The sequence below is a fragment of the Arcanobacterium phocisimile genome, from assembly GCF_016904675.1.
Classification (GTDB): domain Bacteria; phylum Actinomycetota; class Actinomycetes; order Actinomycetales; family Actinomycetaceae; genus Arcanobacterium; species Arcanobacterium phocisimile.
This window is the reverse complement of record NZ_CP070228.1, coordinates 884,794-901,989: the sequence shown is the minus strand read 5'-3', so window position 1 is coordinate 901,989 and position 17,196 is coordinate 884,794. Positions and strand designations below refer to the sequence as shown.

Annotated in this window: 12 protein-coding genes and 1 riboswitch; all 12 genes read right to left on the bottom strand. The window is 51.2% G+C overall.

Going from position 1 to position 17,196, the window contains the following annotated elements; all coding sequences use genetic code 11:
* Nucleotides 1-140: 140 nt before the first annotated feature.
* Complete coding sequence (locus JTE88_RS04005; protein ID WP_239519571.1) at nt 141-5,474, bottom strand: phosphoribosylformylglycinamidine synthase; 5,334 nt, start codon at nt 5,472-5,474, stop codon at nt 141-143.
* On the bottom strand, nt 5,464-6,744 hold the full coding sequence (gene purD / locus JTE88_RS04000; RefSeq protein ID WP_204425549.1) for a phosphoribosylamine--glycine ligase: 1,281 nt from the start codon (nt 6,742-6,744) through the stop codon (nt 5,464-5,466). The genes JTE88_RS04005 and purD overlap by 11 nt, the downstream gene beginning before the upstream one ends.
* 12 nt (nt 6,745-6,756) lie before the next feature.
* Nucleotides 6,757-7,941 carry a phosphoribosylaminoimidazolecarboxamide formyltransferase gene (locus tag JTE88_RS03995; protein WP_204425548.1) on the bottom strand — a complete coding sequence of 395 codons (1,185 nt, stop codon included), beginning with the start codon at nt 7,939-7,941 and terminating at the stop codon, nt 6,757-6,759.
* Nucleotides 7,938-8,639, bottom strand: coding sequence for an IMP cyclohydrolase (locus tag JTE88_RS03990; protein WP_204425547.1), 702 nt, complete (start codon nt 8,637-8,639; stop codon nt 7,938-7,940). Before JTE88_RS03990 ends, JTE88_RS03995 begins: the two co-directional genes overlap by 4 nt.
* Complete coding sequence (gene purN / locus JTE88_RS03985) at nt 8,629-9,252, bottom strand: phosphoribosylglycinamide formyltransferase (protein WP_204425546.1); 624 nt, start codon at nt 9,250-9,252, stop codon at nt 8,629-8,631. The genes JTE88_RS03990 and purN overlap by 11 nt, the downstream gene beginning before the upstream one ends.
* Nucleotides 9,253-9,261: 9 nt before the next feature.
* Nucleotides 9,262-10,305 carry a phosphoribosylformylglycinamidine cyclo-ligase gene (gene purM, locus JTE88_RS03980; protein WP_204425545.1) on the bottom strand — a complete coding sequence of 348 codons (1,044 nt, stop codon included), beginning with the start codon at nt 10,303-10,305 and terminating at the stop codon, nt 9,262-9,264.
* A 3-nt stretch (nt 10,306-10,308) separates the two neighbouring features.
* Complete coding sequence (locus JTE88_RS03975; protein WP_204425543.1) at nt 10,309-11,733, bottom strand: amidophosphoribosyltransferase; 1,425 nt, start codon at nt 11,731-11,733, stop codon at nt 10,309-10,311.
* 10 nt (nt 11,734-11,743) lie between these two features.
* A complete protein-coding gene (locus tag JTE88_RS03970; RefSeq protein ID WP_204425542.1) occupies nt 11,744-12,436 on the bottom strand; it encodes a phosphoribosylaminoimidazolesuccinocarboxamide synthase in 693 nt (230 codons plus the stop codon).
* A 24-nt stretch (nt 12,437-12,460) separates the two neighbouring features.
* The gene (purE, locus tag JTE88_RS03965; protein ID WP_239519570.1) at nt 12,461-12,958 is read right to left on the bottom strand and encodes a 5-(carboxyamino)imidazole ribonucleotide mutase; all 498 of its coding nucleotides are present in this window, start codon (nt 12,956-12,958) and stop codon (nt 12,461-12,463) included.
* A 39-nt stretch (nt 12,959-12,997) separates the two neighbouring features.
* Nucleotides 12,998-13,079: riboswitch (ZMP/ZTP riboswitch) on the bottom strand.
* Nucleotides 13,080-13,236: 157 nt separating this feature from the next.
* Nucleotides 13,237-14,058, bottom strand: a complete 822-nt coding sequence (locus tag JTE88_RS03960) for an oxidoreductase (RefSeq protein ID WP_204425540.1) — start codon at nt 14,056-14,058, stop codon at nt 13,237-13,239.
* A 69-nt stretch (nt 14,059-14,127) separates the two neighbouring features.
* Nucleotides 14,128-15,336, bottom strand: coding sequence for a class I SAM-dependent RNA methyltransferase (locus tag JTE88_RS03955; protein ID WP_204425539.1), 1,209 nt, complete (start codon nt 15,334-15,336; stop codon nt 14,128-14,130).
* Complete coding sequence (locus JTE88_RS03950) at nt 15,317-17,182, bottom strand: APC family permease (protein ID WP_204425538.1); 1,866 nt, start codon at nt 17,180-17,182, stop codon at nt 15,317-15,319. The genes JTE88_RS03955 and JTE88_RS03950 overlap by 20 nt, the downstream gene beginning before the upstream one ends.
* Between the last annotated feature and the right edge of the window lie 14 nt (nt 17,183-17,196).

Genomic DNA, 17,196 nt, shown 5'->3' with positions numbered 1-17,196 from the left:
AGCAAGGTTTTTGGCGTTTGTCTCAAAAATCAGCAAAACCACAAGAGAATGTGTCCGCAAATCAATTCAAAAAGTCGTGTTCGGGTTAGATACCGACAGCTATCTGATCGACGCACCACCGACCAGCATAGTGCCCTACTTCATAGCAAACCGCTCATTGTGCCGCAATCATCGACATCGATACGTGTCGCTGCTGGAACCTTCGGTAACCCAGGCATCGTCAGAATATCGCCTGTGTACACCACAATAAACCCAGCACCCGCATTGACTTTAATATTTTTCACGCGAAAGGTGAAGTCACGCGGAGAACCCAATAATCGAGGATCATCGCTGAAGCTATACTGTGTCTTTGCCACGCAGATCGGCAAATGGGCCAGGCCCAATTCGTTTATCGTAGTAATCACACGTTGCGCTTTCGGTGCAATCTCTACCGAGCTGCCACCATAGACGCGGCGAACCAGCGACCGGATCTTATCCTCAACCGAATCAGTATCCGCGTACGCAAACGATACTTCCGACGGCAATTCACACAGCCGAATAACTTCGCGAGCCAACTCAGCACCGCCGGCACCGCCGCGCGCCCACACATCAGAACGGACACACGTGACGCCCCGTCGTGCACATTCCTCGATAACGAGCGCGATCTCCGCCTCAGTGTCCGTTGGGAAGAAGTTAAGCGCAACAACTGTTGGCAACTGATACACATCAATCATGTTCTCAACATGTTTGAGCAGGTTTGGCAAACCAGCGCGAACTGCTTCCACGTTTTCCTGATCCAGATCAGACTTGGCTACTCCCCCATGCATCTTCAACGCACGCACCGTCCCCACAACAACCGAACAGTTCGGGCGCGTACCGGTAATCCGGCACATGATATCGAGGAACTTCTCCGCACCCAGATCTGCACCAAAACCGGCTTCCGTCACTGTGTAGTCGCTCAAGCTGCGCGAGAGCTTCGTTGCCACAATCGAATTACAACCGTGCGCTATATTGGCAAATGGACCACCATGAACAATAGCTGGAGTATGCTCTAACGACTGCACCAAGTTCGGCTTTATCGCTTCTTTGAGCAATGCCGTCATCGCACCAACCGCGCCGAGATCGCGGGCTGTGACTGGGCGCTTATCATAGGTGTAGGCAACAATCATGTTGCCCAGTTTCTCTTTCAGGTCAGTGATTGAGGTAGCCAGGCAGAAAATAGCCATCACTTCACTAGCGACCGTGATCTCGAAACCGTCTTCGCGGCTCACGCCATCAAGAGCAGATCCCAGTCCATCAACAACATGGCGAAGCTGACGATCATTCATATCCACACAACGCTTGAGCACCACGCGCTTCGGATTGATCCCCAACTCGTTGCCCTGATAGATATGGTTATCGAGCATTGCTGCTAATAAATTATTGGCTGCGGAAATCGCATGGAAATCGCCAGTGAAGTGTAGATTGATATCTTCCATTGGAACTACTTGAGCGTATCCCCCACCACACGCGCCACCTTTGAGACCGAAAACTGGACCCAAGGATGGTTCGCGAAGCGCCATCGATACGTTCTTGCCGAGCTGATGCAGAGCATCTGCTAAGCCAACCGTCGTCGTCGTTTTGCCCTCACCAGCTGGAGTTGGCGACATCGCGGTGACAAGAACTAACTTGTTTCGCTCAATCTTCGATTCATCAATTACGGACAGATCGATCTTGGCCTTGCAGCGGCCATACGGATCGACGAGATCTGGAGCAATGCCTAGCCCGTCCGCAATTTCGGAAATCGGGGTGAGCTGGACCTGCTGAGCAATCTCAATATCGGATAACTGCGCCATAGTCTCGCTTTTCTCGTTAGTAAAATATGCAACAGCCGAAGCGAAGATCTGCATATCGTAGTCGCCTGGAACATTACGGTAGCAGCCGTCAGAGAAACGCTCTGCGTGACCCATCTTGCCAAAGACGCGGCCGTCGTCAGAAACCATTCCTTCAATCGCATGCAAGGAATTATTCGGGTTGAACGCGATCTCGTTGGTTGGCTCACCGTCAAGATTGACGTACTGGGTAGCAACATTGCGAGCATCAACAGCACCGACGATACGGCCCTCACCGTGCGAAATCGGAACCTGGAACACATCGCCTGGCGCAACGTTACGCAACCAAGGGCTCACAGAGTTCGAGACACGTACATGAACGATGGACGACTGGTGACGCTTAATCGAGTTGTACGTCAAGGTAGGCATGTCCGCAGCCGGTTCCATGATCTTGCCGTATGGCAACAGACCGAGCTTGATCAGCGCCTGGAATCCGTTACAAATACCGCCGATCAGGCCGCCACGTTCGTCAAGCAACTCAGTAATTGCCGACGAAACCTTCGCGTTGCGCATGAAGGAGGTGATGAACTTTGCCGAGCCATCGGGCTCGTCACCGCCGGAGAAGCCACCTGGGATGAACAGGATCTGGGACTTGCGCAGTTCGCTGGCACACCGATCGATGCTCTTTTCGATGTCTTCAACGGAGAGATTGTTGATCACCATGACTTCAGGTTCGGCGCCAGCGGCCTTCCATGCGGCAGCGGTCTCATACTCACAGTTCGTGCCTGGGAACACTGGGATGAGCACACGCGGACGGGCGACTGCTTCACCCGTGTAACGCGTGGTCTCGCCCGAACCGGTGATTGCGTGTGGCGCATCATCTTCAACACCAGCGTGTACTGGGTAAACTGGCTCAAGCGTTGCCTCATAGGCCTGCTGGATAGCAGCGAGGTCAATAACCTCTTCCCCGTGACGCAAGACGAACTCATCGCTGATCTCACCAAGGAGAACAGCGTCCTCAAGCTCGGTTGTCGCTTCACACAAGAAGCCACCTAGTACTGGCAAGAAGCTCAAGAGCGGATCGAAGCCGGAGGCAAACTCAACACCGCGGCGATTACCCAACGACATCTTCACCGCAGCTTCAGAAACAGAAGACCCGGTCAAGCTGTAAGCACTGACGATCTTGCCGTCGCGAATCAGCGAGGCAACCTTCGCGAAATACTCGCGGTTCATCTGTGTTGGCTCGATCAGGTAGAGCTTGTTGCCCGCCGTCTTGAACTCTGGCGAAATAACTGAATCAAGGGAGCCGAGGCTCACTGCGAATGACACCAGCGTTGGAATAACTTCGAGCGATTCGAAGGTACCGCTCATGGAGTCCTTACCGCCGATAGCAGCCACGTCCAAGTCAAGTTGAGCTTGGAAGGCGCCCATCAAGCTTGCCAATGGTAGTCCCCACTTTTCGCTGTCCTTCTTCAAGGATGGGAAATACTCCTGGAATGACAGGTGGACCTGGTCTGGATCGGCACCGGCAGCAATAATCTTCGCCACCGAATCGATCACTGCATCATAGGCACTACGGTACGGATCGTACTTGCTGATCTCCGGATTGAAACCGTAGGCCATCACCGAACACGTCGTCGTCTGCCCGGTCAGAACCGGCAACTTGTGAACCATAGCTTGGGTTGGCGTCTTCTGATACTTTCCACCCAACGGCATCAATACAGTATTGGCACCGATAGTGGAATCGAACTGCTGAATCAGGCCTTCTTTCGAGCAGTGGTTGAGGTCGGTCATGAGCTCGCGCACACCGCTACCCCAGTCAGTAACCGTCTTTGCCGGCACTTCTTGAGCTGGGCGAACAACGACGTCGATCGCTTTCGGAGCACCATTGGTGTCAAGGAAGGAGCGGTCGATGTGAACCACTTCTTGGCCCATGTAGGACATCGTCAAGACTGGTTCTGCGGTCACTTCTGCAACCACTGCTATAGCGACGTTTTCGGCATAACAATGCTCGCTGAGTACAGACAGATCGTGCGGATCGATGACGAGAGCCATGCGCTCTTGAGATTCACTGATCGCAATTTCGGTAGCGTTGAGGCCGTCGTACTTTTTGTAGACGCGGTCGAGATCGATGCGTAGGCCGTCTGCCAGCTCGCCGATGGCAACCGAGACGCCGCCGGCACCGAAGTCGTTACACTTCTTGATCAGCCGAGTGACCTCTGGGTTTCTCAACAGGCGTTGCAGCTTACGTTCCTCGAGAGCATTACCCTTTTGGACCTGTGCCCCACATTCACTCACGGACCGTACATCGTGCGAGCGTGATGAACCTGTTGCGCCACCAATACCATCGCGGCCGGTAGCGCCACCGATGAGGACGATCAGGTCTCCAGCTTCCGGCTTCGAACGCTGAATGTCGGAATGCTTGACTGCACCGAGAACCGCGCCGATTTCCAGACGCTTAACAGCATAGGACGGATCATAGAATTCGTCGATGAACGAAGTTGCCAGACCGATCTGGTTACCGTAGGAGGAGTAGCCGTCAGCTGCAACCTTGGCGATCTTACGCTGTGGCAACTTCCCCGGCAGGGTCTCATCCAAGGTTTGCAGAGGATCCCCAGCGCCTGTCACACGCATGGCTGCGTAGACATACGCACGACCAGATAATGGATCGCGGATTGCACCACCAATACAGGTAGCTGCGCCACCAAACGGTTCGATTTCAGTTGGGTGGTTGTGGGTTTCGTTCTTGAACAGCAACAGCCACTTTTCGGTTTCGCCGTCGACGTCGACGTCGACCTTGATGGTGCAGGCGTTGATTTCGTCGCTGATATCGAGCTGTTTGAGCTTACCTTCGGCACGCAAATGCTTCATCGCCATCGTTGCGATGTTCATCAGCGTCACCGGCTTGTTGGGGTTAATCCCGGCTTTGATAGCCAGATAGGATTCGTAGGTTTGTGCTACGCGCTCATCTTCAATGGTGACCTCTTCGAGTGCGGTATTGAAGGTGGTGTGGCGGCAGTGATCGGACCAGTAGGTATCAATAACTTTCAGTTCGGTTTCGGTTGGGTTGCGGTCCAGGCCAGCAAAGTACTCTTGTACCATCGTCAGATCTGCAAGGTCCATCGCAGCCGCAGTATCTACCAGGTACTGGGCCAGTTCCTCACGCGACATCGAAATAAAGTTCTCGACCTCAGGAATGAGCTGAGCTGGCGTGGTGTTCAATGCCAGGGATTGTGGCAACTCAAGGGACACTTCGTGCGAATCAACTGGGTTGATGAGATAGGCTTTGATCTTGGCAAGCTCTGCATCCGTAATGTCGCCGCTAATGACGTAGACACAGGCATAGCTCACGCGTGGCTTTTCCACCTGAGCCATCATCTGGATACACACAGCCGCACTATCTGCACGCTGATCGAATTGGCCTGGCAGATAGCTCACTGCAAACACGTGATCGTTGGGGCCAAGTTCAAGTTCGGTGAAATAGTTATCGACTGGTGGCTGCGCGAAAACATTCGTGATCGCCTGGGCAAAGACTTCCGGGGTCATATTTTCACAGTCGTAGCGGTTGATGATCCGCACGCCTCTGACTGACGCTATGTTTAAGAAGGTGTGGATATGCTCGACAAGACCCTCAGCTGCCGGATTCTTACCTGGCTGTGCTTCGACGTAGATTCTAGAAATCATGGTGTGCCTCAATTTCCCGGGCGGTGGTTCCAATATCAGTACGGTAGTGGCTGTGAGCGAATGAAACTTGGCTCACGTGCTCATAGGCGGAGTCGATCGCCGCGTTTAATGAGTCGCCAAAGCCCAGGATGTTCAAGACGCGACCAGATGAGCTTTCGAGTTCGCCATCCTCGTTGCGCTTTACCCCGGCAAAGACGAGGTAGTTTTCGACGTCGGACTCATACGAAATAACGTTGCCTTTAATGGGGTTTTCTGGGTATCCTTCGCACGCCATAACAACGCAGGTTGCGTGAGTATCGGCGAAGTCGACGTCGACGTCCTCAAGGCGGCCAGCGCTGGTAGCGATAAAGATATCGAGAAGGTTGGAGTTCAACAGCGGCAACACAACTTGGGTTTCTGGATCGCCAAAGCGTGCGTTGTATTCGATAACCTGCACACCCTTATCCGTCAGCATCAAACCGAAGTAGAGGCAGCCACGGAAATCCAAACCGTCAGCCATCAAACCAGCTAAGGTTGGGCGCATAATCGTGCGCTCGAATTCTTCAGCCACCGCCGGAGTAAACACTGGGTTTGGCGCAATACAGCCCATACCACCAGTGTTGGGACCACGATCGTTATCGAAGATCTTCTTGTGGTCCATGCTCGAAATCATCGGCTTAATGGTTTTGCCGTCGCAGAACGCCAAAACTGAAATCTCTGGACCAGATAAAAACTCTTCAATGATCACGGCAGCCGAGCTCGTACCAAACTTCAAATCAACCATGAAGTTCTCAAGAACCTCTTCAGCCTGAGCCATATCTGGGACGATCACAACGCCCTTGCCTAACGCGAGGCCGTCTGCTTTGATAACCAGAGGATAGGAGGCTTGGCGAACATACGAACGTGCTTCTTCGACGTCGGTAAACTCTGCATAGCTCGCAGTAGGAATACCATGTTTGACCATGAATTCCTTCGCGAAACGCTTCGAGCCTTCCAACATAGCCCCGCATTGACGCGGTCCGAAACAGGCGATTCCGGCGTCTTCAAGGGCGTCAACCAATCCGAGAACCAGCGGATCGTCTGGCGCAACCACACACAGGTCAATGCTGTTAGCCGTACAAAAATCGACAATAGCTGGAATATCAGTTGCTGCGATATCGGGATGGATCGTCGCAAATGTCATGGCGTCGTTACCCGGAACCGCATCAAGGACAATATCTGGATTATCCACGATAAGTTTTTTCGCGATGGCGTATTCGCGGCCACCACTGCCAATAATACAAACTTTCATGCCAGGCCTTTCTCAGTGATGGAAGAGTCGGACACCGTTGCACACCATAACGACATTGTGCGCATTACATTCGTCGATAACCGCATCGTCGCGGATTGAGCCACCAGGCTGTACCACGTAGGACACCCCGCTCTTGACCGCGCGCTTGATGTTGTCTGAGAAAGGGAAGAACGCATCCGAAGCCAAGCTCACGCCAGAGAAGGTTGCCAAGAATTCCTTCTTGTCTTCGGCGGTCAACGGCTGCGGACGCTCAGTGAAGTAGTTTTCCCACACGCCGGGCGCACACACGTCTTCTTCGTTTTGGTTGATGTAGCTATCGATGACGTTGTCGCGGTTAGCCCGGCCCAAATCGTCATGGAACTGCAGACCAAGAACGCGTGGATGCTGGCGAAGGAACCAGGTATCTGCCTTGTCTCCAGCTAACCGAGTACAGTGAATACGCGACTGCTGTCCCGCACCAACACCGATCGCTTGGCCCTGATAGGAGTAGCACACCGAATTGGACTGGGTGTACTTCAACGTGATCAAGCCGATCAACAGATCCTGCTTGTTTTCCAAAGACAGTTCAGTATTTGTGGTCACGATATTTTTCAGCAGCGACTCATCGATTGTGAGATCGTTGCGGTGCTGGGTGAAGGTAATACCGAAGACGTCCTTGTGCTCGAGCTCTGCTGGCTCATAGGTCGGATCAATCTGCAAAACGGTGTAGTTACCGTTGCGCTTGGCGCACAGAATCTCTAACGCTTCTGGCTCGTAGCCAGGGGCGATGACGCCGTCGGAGACCTCACGCTTGAGGCAGCGAGCAGTAACCACGTCACATACTTCGCTCAAGGCCACAAAGTCACCGAAGGAGCACATGCGATCGGTGCCACGCGCGCGAACATAGGCACCAGCGAGCGCAGAGTCATCGAGGCCTTCGATGTCTTCGACGAAGGAAATCTTCTTCAACACGTCTGGAAGTGGACGGCCAATCGCAGCTGACGTCGGTGAGACGTGCTTGAAGGAGGTGGCAGCTGGCATCCCAGTAGCTTCCTTCAACTCACGAACGAGCTGCCAACCGTTAAGCGCATCAAGAAGATTAATGTAGCCTGCTTTTCCATTCAGGACGGTTAAAGGCAACTCTTGTCCATCGTTGATCGAGATGCTTGCTGGTTTCTGATGTGGGTTGTTGCCGTATTTGAGCTCTAACTGCTTCATGCCACGTCCTCGTGCTTGTTGAACAGTGAAATATTGACAATCTCGTGTGACTCTAGATCAAGAGTGGCCTCGAGCAAGGAGACTTTAAATTCAGGATTGATCGCGTCCCAGATTTTCTTTCCGAGTCCATCTTCGTGAGCGAAAGCTACCGGTTCGCCGGTGAAGCTCGGTAGCGGCGTGCCATCTTCGCGGTAGGTGTGAATGCAATGACCAATGCCTGCAATGTATGGATACTGGAAGTCAAAGTGTACCGAGGACTCTCCGGTGGCATCCGCAGCTTTAATAATGTTCATCTCGTATCCTTCAGGCTGGGCCACGAGAGAAATGCGTGGGGTGAAGTTCGGTGCGTCCGGCTCGCATTCGCCTCCCTCCAGCGACTCCGACGGGAGCAAACCAGCCGTCAAGCCCTGGTAGATCGTTTCGGTTTGATCGCCGTTGGTAAAAACGTGAGTGCTACCGAAGTAACGATAGATCGGGTAGATAATCAAGCGTGGATCTTCAACCTTGGACACATCGAACGCTTGAGTGCGAACCACCTCGCCGTCGTCGACGAAGATACGGTTCTGGCTATTAGCGCTACGGCCCATAATGAAGTAAACAATTGTTGCAGTCTTCGCATCCGGTGCTACTGAAAGTACCAGGGTTCGGCCAGGATACGACTTGCTCCCAAGGTATGAAACGATGGAGTTATCTGTCATCACGATTACCTACAATTTCTTTTGATAGACGCTCAATTACGCGTGGATAAATAACATGTTCTACATGTGTCAGCACCCGTTGCTGAACATCTTCAGCACGGTCAATGCCCTCGATCCGCACTGTTTCTTGTTCGAGGATTTCCCCGCCATCACATACCTCATTGACGTAGTGGACAGTTGCTCCCGAAATTTTTACCCCGGCCGCAAGCGCAGCCTCATGGACTTTCAGTCCATAAAAGCCTTCGCCAGCAAATGCGGGGATGAGCGAAGGATGAATATTGACGATGCGGCGTGGATAACGCGAAACAAAGCTTTCACTCAGGATGGACATGTATCCGGCCAACACAATGAGATCGATCCGGTGATCATCAATGACGTTGCTCAACGCAGCATCAAACTCCTCGCGCGACGCATAATCACGCGAACGAACCACAGCAGTAGGGATTCCTGCGAGCCGTGCACGCTGAAGTCCATGGGCCGAATTGTTGCTACTGACAACGAGTTCAACGCGACCATGCTCAAGTGAACCATCTGAGATCGCATCAAGAATCGCTTGAAGGTTGCTGCCATTCCCCGAAAGCAGAACCGCGATCCGCGCTGTTGTAAATCCCATCGCCACACCTCACACGAGTTCGACGAGTGTGTGCGAACGAGTGACGCGACCAAGAACATATGCGTGCTCGCCGTGCTCGGCCAAAATACTGAGCACCTGGTCAACATTGGCCGGATCGACGATGCACGTCATGCCCACACCCATGTTGAACGTGTTGAACATGTCGCGGTTAGAGATCTGGCCAGTTTGCTGAATCAACGAGAAAATCGGCAAGACGTCGACGTCGTCACGCTTGATAACGACTCCGTGCTCGGCTGGTAAGGACCGCGGAATATTTTCGTAGAAACCACCTCCGGTGATATGCGCCAGGGACTTCACGAGCTTCTTGTTGAGCAACTCTGCGACTGACTTGACGTAGATCTTCGTTGGCGTCAGTAAGACGTCGCCCAGACGCTGCCCGTCGAGCTCGTCGTAGGTTTCTTCGAGCACAGCGACATCATTGATATTAAAGATTTTACGGACCAAGGAGAACCCGTTGGAGTGGACGCCAGAGCTGGCAATGCCGATCACGACGTCGTCTTCACGAACGGTGTTCTTGTTCAAGAGCGCAGCTTGATCAACGATTCCATTGCAGAATCCCGCCAAATCGTATTCGTCTTTCGGATAGAAGCCAGGCATTTCCGCTGTTTCGCCACCCACGAGCGGGATTCCAGCCTGTACACAGCCGTCAGTAATCCCCTTGACGATCTGCTCAATCTTGGCAGGATTATTCTTGCCACACGCAATATAGTCCAGGAAGTTGATGGGCACTCCCCCAACGCACAAGACGTCGTTGACACACATCGCTACGCAATCAATACCGACCGTATCGTGACGGTCAAGTAAGAAAGCAAGCTTAAGTTTCGTTCCCACTCCGTCCGTGGCCGAAACCAACAACGGTTGCGTCATATCAGCAACATTAAGTGGCAACAAGCCGCCAAAACCTAGGTGATCAAAACGTCCCTGCTCACCCATGGTGTTCTTAATGTGCTTGTGGATTCGTGCAACAACTTCGTAGCCGGCTTCAATATCAACTCCGGCATTCTTGTAGCTTTCCGATTGTGAATCACGCATGACTTATTCTTTTCCGCTCCAACAATAGGTACACAAACTATTCGGGTTGAGTCCAATAGCTTCAACAATGCCTTCAAGAGACTGAAACTCGACACTGTCAAAATTGAACTGTTCAGCTAATACCTCGCGCAAGCGTTTACCACGTTCGGTGTGCTGGTCGGCATATTCTTCAATATGTTCAAGCCCTTCCGGACCTTCGAGTTGCTGAATAATGCGTCGCGTAATCAGATCGTTTTCGCTTGTACTGACCGAGAAGTTCAAGAACTTACAGGTGTACATCATTGGCGGGCAAGCAGAACGCATATGCACTTCTTGTGCACCGTTCTCTTTTAAGAATTCCACCGTCTCCCGAAGCTGGGTACCGCGAACAATCGAATCGTCAACAAACAAAATGTTTTTCGCATTGATGAGCTCCTTGATAGGTACCTGTTTCATCTTCGCAATCTCGTTGCGCGATCCTTGCAGATGTGGCAAGAAACTACGCGACCAGGTTGGCGTGTACTTGATATAACAACGTGCGAATTTAACTTTTGATTCGAACGCGTACCCCATCGCGTGTGGAGTGCCAGAGTCAGGCACTCCACACACGTAGTCGAGGCGCTCAAAGAGGGTCTGATCTGTTTCGTTCTTGGCAAGGATCTCACCGTTGCGGTTACGCATGATTTCAACATTGACGTTTTCATAGGTCGATGTTGGGTATCCGTAATAGTTCCACAAGAACGAGCAGATCTTCATTTCTTCGCGCGGCGGTATGAGTTGCTCTACTCCTTGCGGGGTGACCTTTGCGACCTCATGCGGACCAAGCTCACTGACATAGCGATATCCAAGTTTCTCGAAAGAGAACGATTCGAAACTCACTGCGTGTCCGTCGTCGTCACGACCGATAATCATTGGTAGCCGTCCGTGCTTGTCACGGCCAACGATCAATGAACCGTCCGCAAGCAAAATCGCGAGATTACACGATCCTTCGATCTTCGACTGAGCGTAAACTATGCCTTCTTCGAAAGAATCTTTCATATTAATCAGAGCTGAAAGTATTTCGGTTGGATTAATTCTCCCCTGACTATGTGCATTAAACAGCACACCTTTTTCACGTAGTAATTCGCCACGTAGCTGCGCACTGTTAGTAATCGCACCAACAAAACAGATTGCATACGTCCCTAGGTGAGATGAAATGATTAACGGAGAAGGTGCATCATCAGCTATACACCCGATGCCTGATTGTCCGCGTGAGCCTTGGAGGAAGTTCGCAAAACGCGACCGAAACGAATCTCGTTGAATGTTGTGGATTTCGCGCTGGAATCCCATTTCCGAATCCCACACCACCAAACCAGCCCGATAGTTCCCTAAATGGCTGTGGTAATCCGTGCCAAAAAAGATATCCTCTTGAACATCCTTGGCTGACGTGAGAGCAAACAGACCGCCCATTTAAATGACCTTACTTTGCGGCAAAGAAAAGCTTGTTGAGCTCCAACGGCTCGACGTAAACGCCGTCCTTGTATACCCGCATGTTGCCAGAAGCGATTTCATCGATAAGGATTACTTCGCCATCTTTGTCGTAGCCAAACTCGAATTTAATGTCGTAGAGGTCCAATCCGCGATCATTCATTTCGTCGGCAACTACACGGGTGATTCGCTGCGTCATCTCCTTAACAGCATCGTATTGTTCGGCAGTCATCACACCGAGGACTTCGAGGGCATCCTTAGTGACGAGTGGATCGCCTTTTGCATCGTTCTTAAAAGTCATCTCAACGTATGCTGGCAGATCTGCGCCGAGTTCAACGTATTCAGAGTAACGACGGTGGAAGCTACCAACGGCTTTGTAGCGGCAGATAACCTCCAGTCCTTTACCAAAGGTCGTGGCCGGAATGACTTCCATTGTAGTCTCGTCAAAGTTGGTAGAAACGAAGTGGGTCTTGATGCCTTTCTGTTGCAAGATCTCAAAGAACAAGGTGGTCATCTTCAAGTTAATCGCACCGACGCCGTCGATGGTCAGACCTATGGAGTTCTCGCCTGGATCAAAGACTCCATCCTTACCGGTGACATCGTCTTTGAACTTCAGTTCATAGTTGCCATTTTCGAGCGCGAAAACGTTCTTGGTCTTGCCTGAATATACGAGTGTTTTAGCCATCATTATTCCTTCATGATTGGGTTATTACTTGGTTGAATATATGGTGGAAATTGTCATATTTTTCGCTAAAACATTATGAGAATCAGCCCTACGCTGTTCCGTTAGCATTTGAGCGATATGTTCATCACTGACAGCCAAAATCTGGCAGGCAAGAATTGCAGCATTCTTTGCTCCGTCAATGGCTACTGTGGCCACCGGGATACCTGGAGGCATCTGAACGGTGGACAATAGCGCATCCATGCCATCAAGGGTTTTTGAGGTGCATGGAATTCCGATAACAGGCAACACGGTGTTCGCTGCAAGAACGCCCGCGAGGTGAGCGGCCATTCCAGCCGCTGCGATGATGACACCATAACCGTTGTCTTTTGCATGTCGAGCAAACGATAGGGCTTCATCAGGGGTTCGATGAGCCGAAAAAACGTTAACCGTAAATTCGACTCCGGATTGTTGTAGATAGTGAATTGCTTTTTCGATAACCGGCAGATCGCTGTCACTTCCCATGACGATGCCAATTTTTTTCACTTTTCCTCCACAAACAAAAAATGGGTACATCTCAATAACGAAATGTACCCAGACGGACGATAATCATAACCTTGGCTTCACGTTGTTAATTCAACTCGAACCGCCAGTCACCAAGGTCGTTTTGGTAGCTTCACTCTAACAGCAAAAATCTCCGATCGTCCACCACGAAACAGCATTGTTCCACTATATGAACACTTCAATCTCAAAACCATTCCACAATACAAGACAGATTGTTATGTTTTGACGATTAAATGTCCCCATATGTCGCAGGACTGAATCTAACGACTCATCCCCATCGCACGTTTGATGAAGTGGTCGAACACAACAGTCGGCAAAATTGCTTTTGCGAGTAGTACCGGTTTAGCTCCACTCACCGCATAGCGAATCTTTGGTTTGTCTCCACTAATGGCATGAACAATCGCATTTGCTGTAAGTTCTGGACCATCAGCTGATTCATATCCGCGGGAAAATGAAGTCTTGAAAGCCTCAACCTTAGACATATAGTCAGCATGGTGATCAACACTATCGACAACTTCCAAGGCGCGCTCAAGAAACTCCGTTTGCACTGGACCTGGTTCGATTATCGAGACACGGATTCCAAAATCACGCACTTCGTTGCGTAGCGAATCACTCAATGCTTCAACCGCATGCTTCGACGATGAATACCAGCCACCCATGGGCAAAGCAACTTTGCCAACTACTGAAGCAACATTAACAATACGCCCGTCGCCAGCCGCACGCATATATGGCAAAACTTCTTTCGTAACGCGCACAAGTCCGAAAACATTGACGTCAAACTGTCGCTGCGCTTCAGATAAGCTCACGCTCTCCAACATGCCAAAGCCGCCATAGCCAGCATTATTCACAAGACCATAGATGCTACCTTCATTGTCAATGATGGTTTTAATACCAGCAGTTACATCATCCTGCGACGTGACGTCCATCTTCAGTAGCTTCGCACCGAGTTCCTCGAGTTTAGCCATCCGTTCGACGCGTCGCGCTGCAGCATAGACCACGTATCCCCTGCTCAGTAGCTTTTCTACCGCTACTTCACCAAATCCGGAACTTGCACCGGTGACCAGTACTACTTTGTGTGCCATAAAATGCATCCACCATTTCTTCGTCAGATAGCTCAACCTTACGGGGCAAAGACCCGAGTTATGGGATAGTTATGCCAGCGACGTAACAACCTCAAGATGGTGAGTGTGCGGGAAGATATCGAATCCGTTCATCGACTGTACTTTGCGGCCAGCTTTCAGCATTGCCGCGACATCGCGAGCAGCCGAAGCTGGATCACAAGAAACTAACACGATTGACCGCGCATCGCTCGAAGCGATGTTGGTGGCTAGCTCTACCCCGAGTCCATTGCGTGGTGGATCGGCTACGATCACATCCGCGGTGCCCACCGGCAGATCATCCTTAATCTGCTCGGCACGAGCAGTTGCCCACTTCATACCACCCAGATTCTTTAGTGCATCTGCCACTGCACGCGAGGAGCCCTCAATGCCTAAGAGCTTGCCGGTAGAGCCAGTGGCCTTCGCCAATGGTACCGAGAAAAGACCAGCACCAGAAAAAAGTTCGAGAACTGAATCACCGTGCTGAACATTTGCATGTGACAACACTTCGCGTTGCAAAACACCTGGAGCACGGAAATGAACCTGCCAAAACCCGTCAGCAGCAACATGATAATCGAAAAATTCGCTGTGACTAGCAACGGTTTCTAGTATGTCATTATCCGCACGTCGCCCAGGTGCGGAGTACGCCTTGCCGTCACTAATTGCGATGTTTTCACCGGTCGAAGGAGCAACAAAACGCACCCGCTTACCTGGCTTAAATGTACGGTCCCAATCGAGCTCAAAAATCATTTCTTCTAAGTCAGGTACAACAATCGGCAATTCCGATATCGGCACGATATCGTGCGATTGCTCGCGGTGCATACCGAAACCCTGTGGAAGTTTTACCAAATCCGCGCGAGTGCGTGTGTGCCATCCGTCGGTTGCATCTACTGCCGAAATCTCTGGCGATATGTTTACCTCAGCAAGATGTTCAGTTATCTCACTTCCGCCGACCCTGCGGATAGCAGAAGTGAGGACATTGGTTTTTAGTTGTCGTTGATATGACAGCTCAGCATGTGAGAAGTCTGCAGCGCCAGTGACGAGCGCCGAACCTTCCATCCATGCCACTGGGACGCGATAGGGACTTGGAACGACGACGTCGGCAACTACTCCCCGAGCCCACTTTGAGCGCTCTTTTGTCAGTTCGACATCGACGGTCTCACCAGGCAAAGCTCCGCGGACAAACACAACCCGGTTATCATCGCGACCAACGCCGAGCCCGCCGTGGGCAATATCGGTAATTTCAATCCTGAGTGTAGACATCGTCTGACCCGCCTCCATAATTTTCTTCATAACTGTCATCGACGTTCCAGGTAGAGACATCAATACGGTATGGTACCTCAGTAACCATAACACCCGGCTCAAGTTTTAATTCCGAGATAATTTTAGGCGTTGAATGCCGAACATAGAAGCGGTCCCACCAGCCAGTCTCCAAAACCTGCGGAATAAAAACCTGAATAACATCGTGCGGGTGGAACTTCCGTAACGCCCGCACATGTTCGATAAAGGGCCCACGCACAGCTCCACGCGGAGTACCTAAAATAGTCAACGACACGGGAATTCGCGAGGCACTCCACTGGTCTCGCGTACGGCGAGTAAGCGCCGAATCAACGTCGATCAATACCGCAGATAGTGAAGACAATCTCGTTGCGCGCGCCCACGAAACAGCTTTCAAAGCTGGTTGATTGCACCGTTCGATGAGTACAAGACCGTGAACACGGGTCGGCAAGCTACTGGATGTGCCATCCATTCCAACTGCTAAAGCATCAGAACGCCGATTTTGCCCCCGCCGATGAGCCCACAAAAACACCCCTGGCACGATCAGCAGTAAGACCGACGATAAACTCCACTCAGGATGAATCCACGAGATGAGAATCAGTGTCGAAAAAACTACCAAGCCATAGGCAATGAAGATCCATTGCACAATATGTGCTGCTGAACGTTCACTAGCATTCGTAGAGTCGTTAAGAATCGAACGCGACCGATAAATCATTGCAATCGACGTCATCAGCATAATCGCGCAGAGAATAAAAATCGTCACAGTAGCCAAAGCTCGGGTTGAGTCCAAAACCACAGTCGCCGTCGTGGCCAAAAACCCGATAACAAGGACGATAGCTTTGCGTGGACGGACTGCGTCGCGAGCAGCTAACCGACGCGGCAACAACGAATCTATAGCTAGATCACGAATCAATCGAGGTAACTGCCGATAGGCGACATAACTTGCAGCCAAACCTACTAGACTCACCAATACTGCCATAACAACAGTTCCATAAAATCCAAATAACGCGGTAGCAATTGGTATGGCTGGAACTGATAGACGCCGCCCAGGTAGATATAAAACAACAGCGAAATACAGCGTCAGCGAAATTAAAAAGAACGCAGGAATAAAGGTCCGTAAATGGGTGCGCAAACCAACTCTGCGCTGTTCGGCAGGGACCATAACTCGCTCAGACATAATCACCAGTAAGCCAGATGGAAATAGCGCTCCCAATGCGCTATCGACTCTGGGGAAATAATGGCTAATCACGGGTGCCGAGGTGAAAGCTTCATTACGTGCCTCGTTAATGGCGTCAAAGTCGAATAGGCCGAAGGCCTCTTGCAATAAACCCGCAACCAGTACCACAATCAATCCGCCGATGCCGATGTAGGTTAACCAGCGAACCATTGTCACTGGAGTCTGCAAGCGAGCATAGAGACTTGGAACAGCCAAAAGCGCAATGGCTACTGGAGGCAACCAGATCGACCACACGCCCTGACCAATAATTGCTACTACACCAATTGTGAGCAGATCGACACCCATCATAATCAATAATGCATACGCCAAAATCTTTGCCGCAGCGACCACAATGCCAGCCCATCCACCAATATAGGTATGGGCAATTTGGTGCAAAGATCTGCGCGGGACCACCACGGTCAGTAAGTGCAATGCATACAGTGTTACTCCAAAACCGGCCAATCCTAAAGAAAAAACAAGAGAAATCTCTGATCCCGTGATTGCCGACGAAGCAGACCGTAGAATGAGCATAGGAGTCGTCAAGACTGCTAACCCGATCAAGGTGATCGACGCAGTCTGCGAAATAGCTAAAGAACTCGTGTTACTTTGTTTCATCACACACAAGGTTA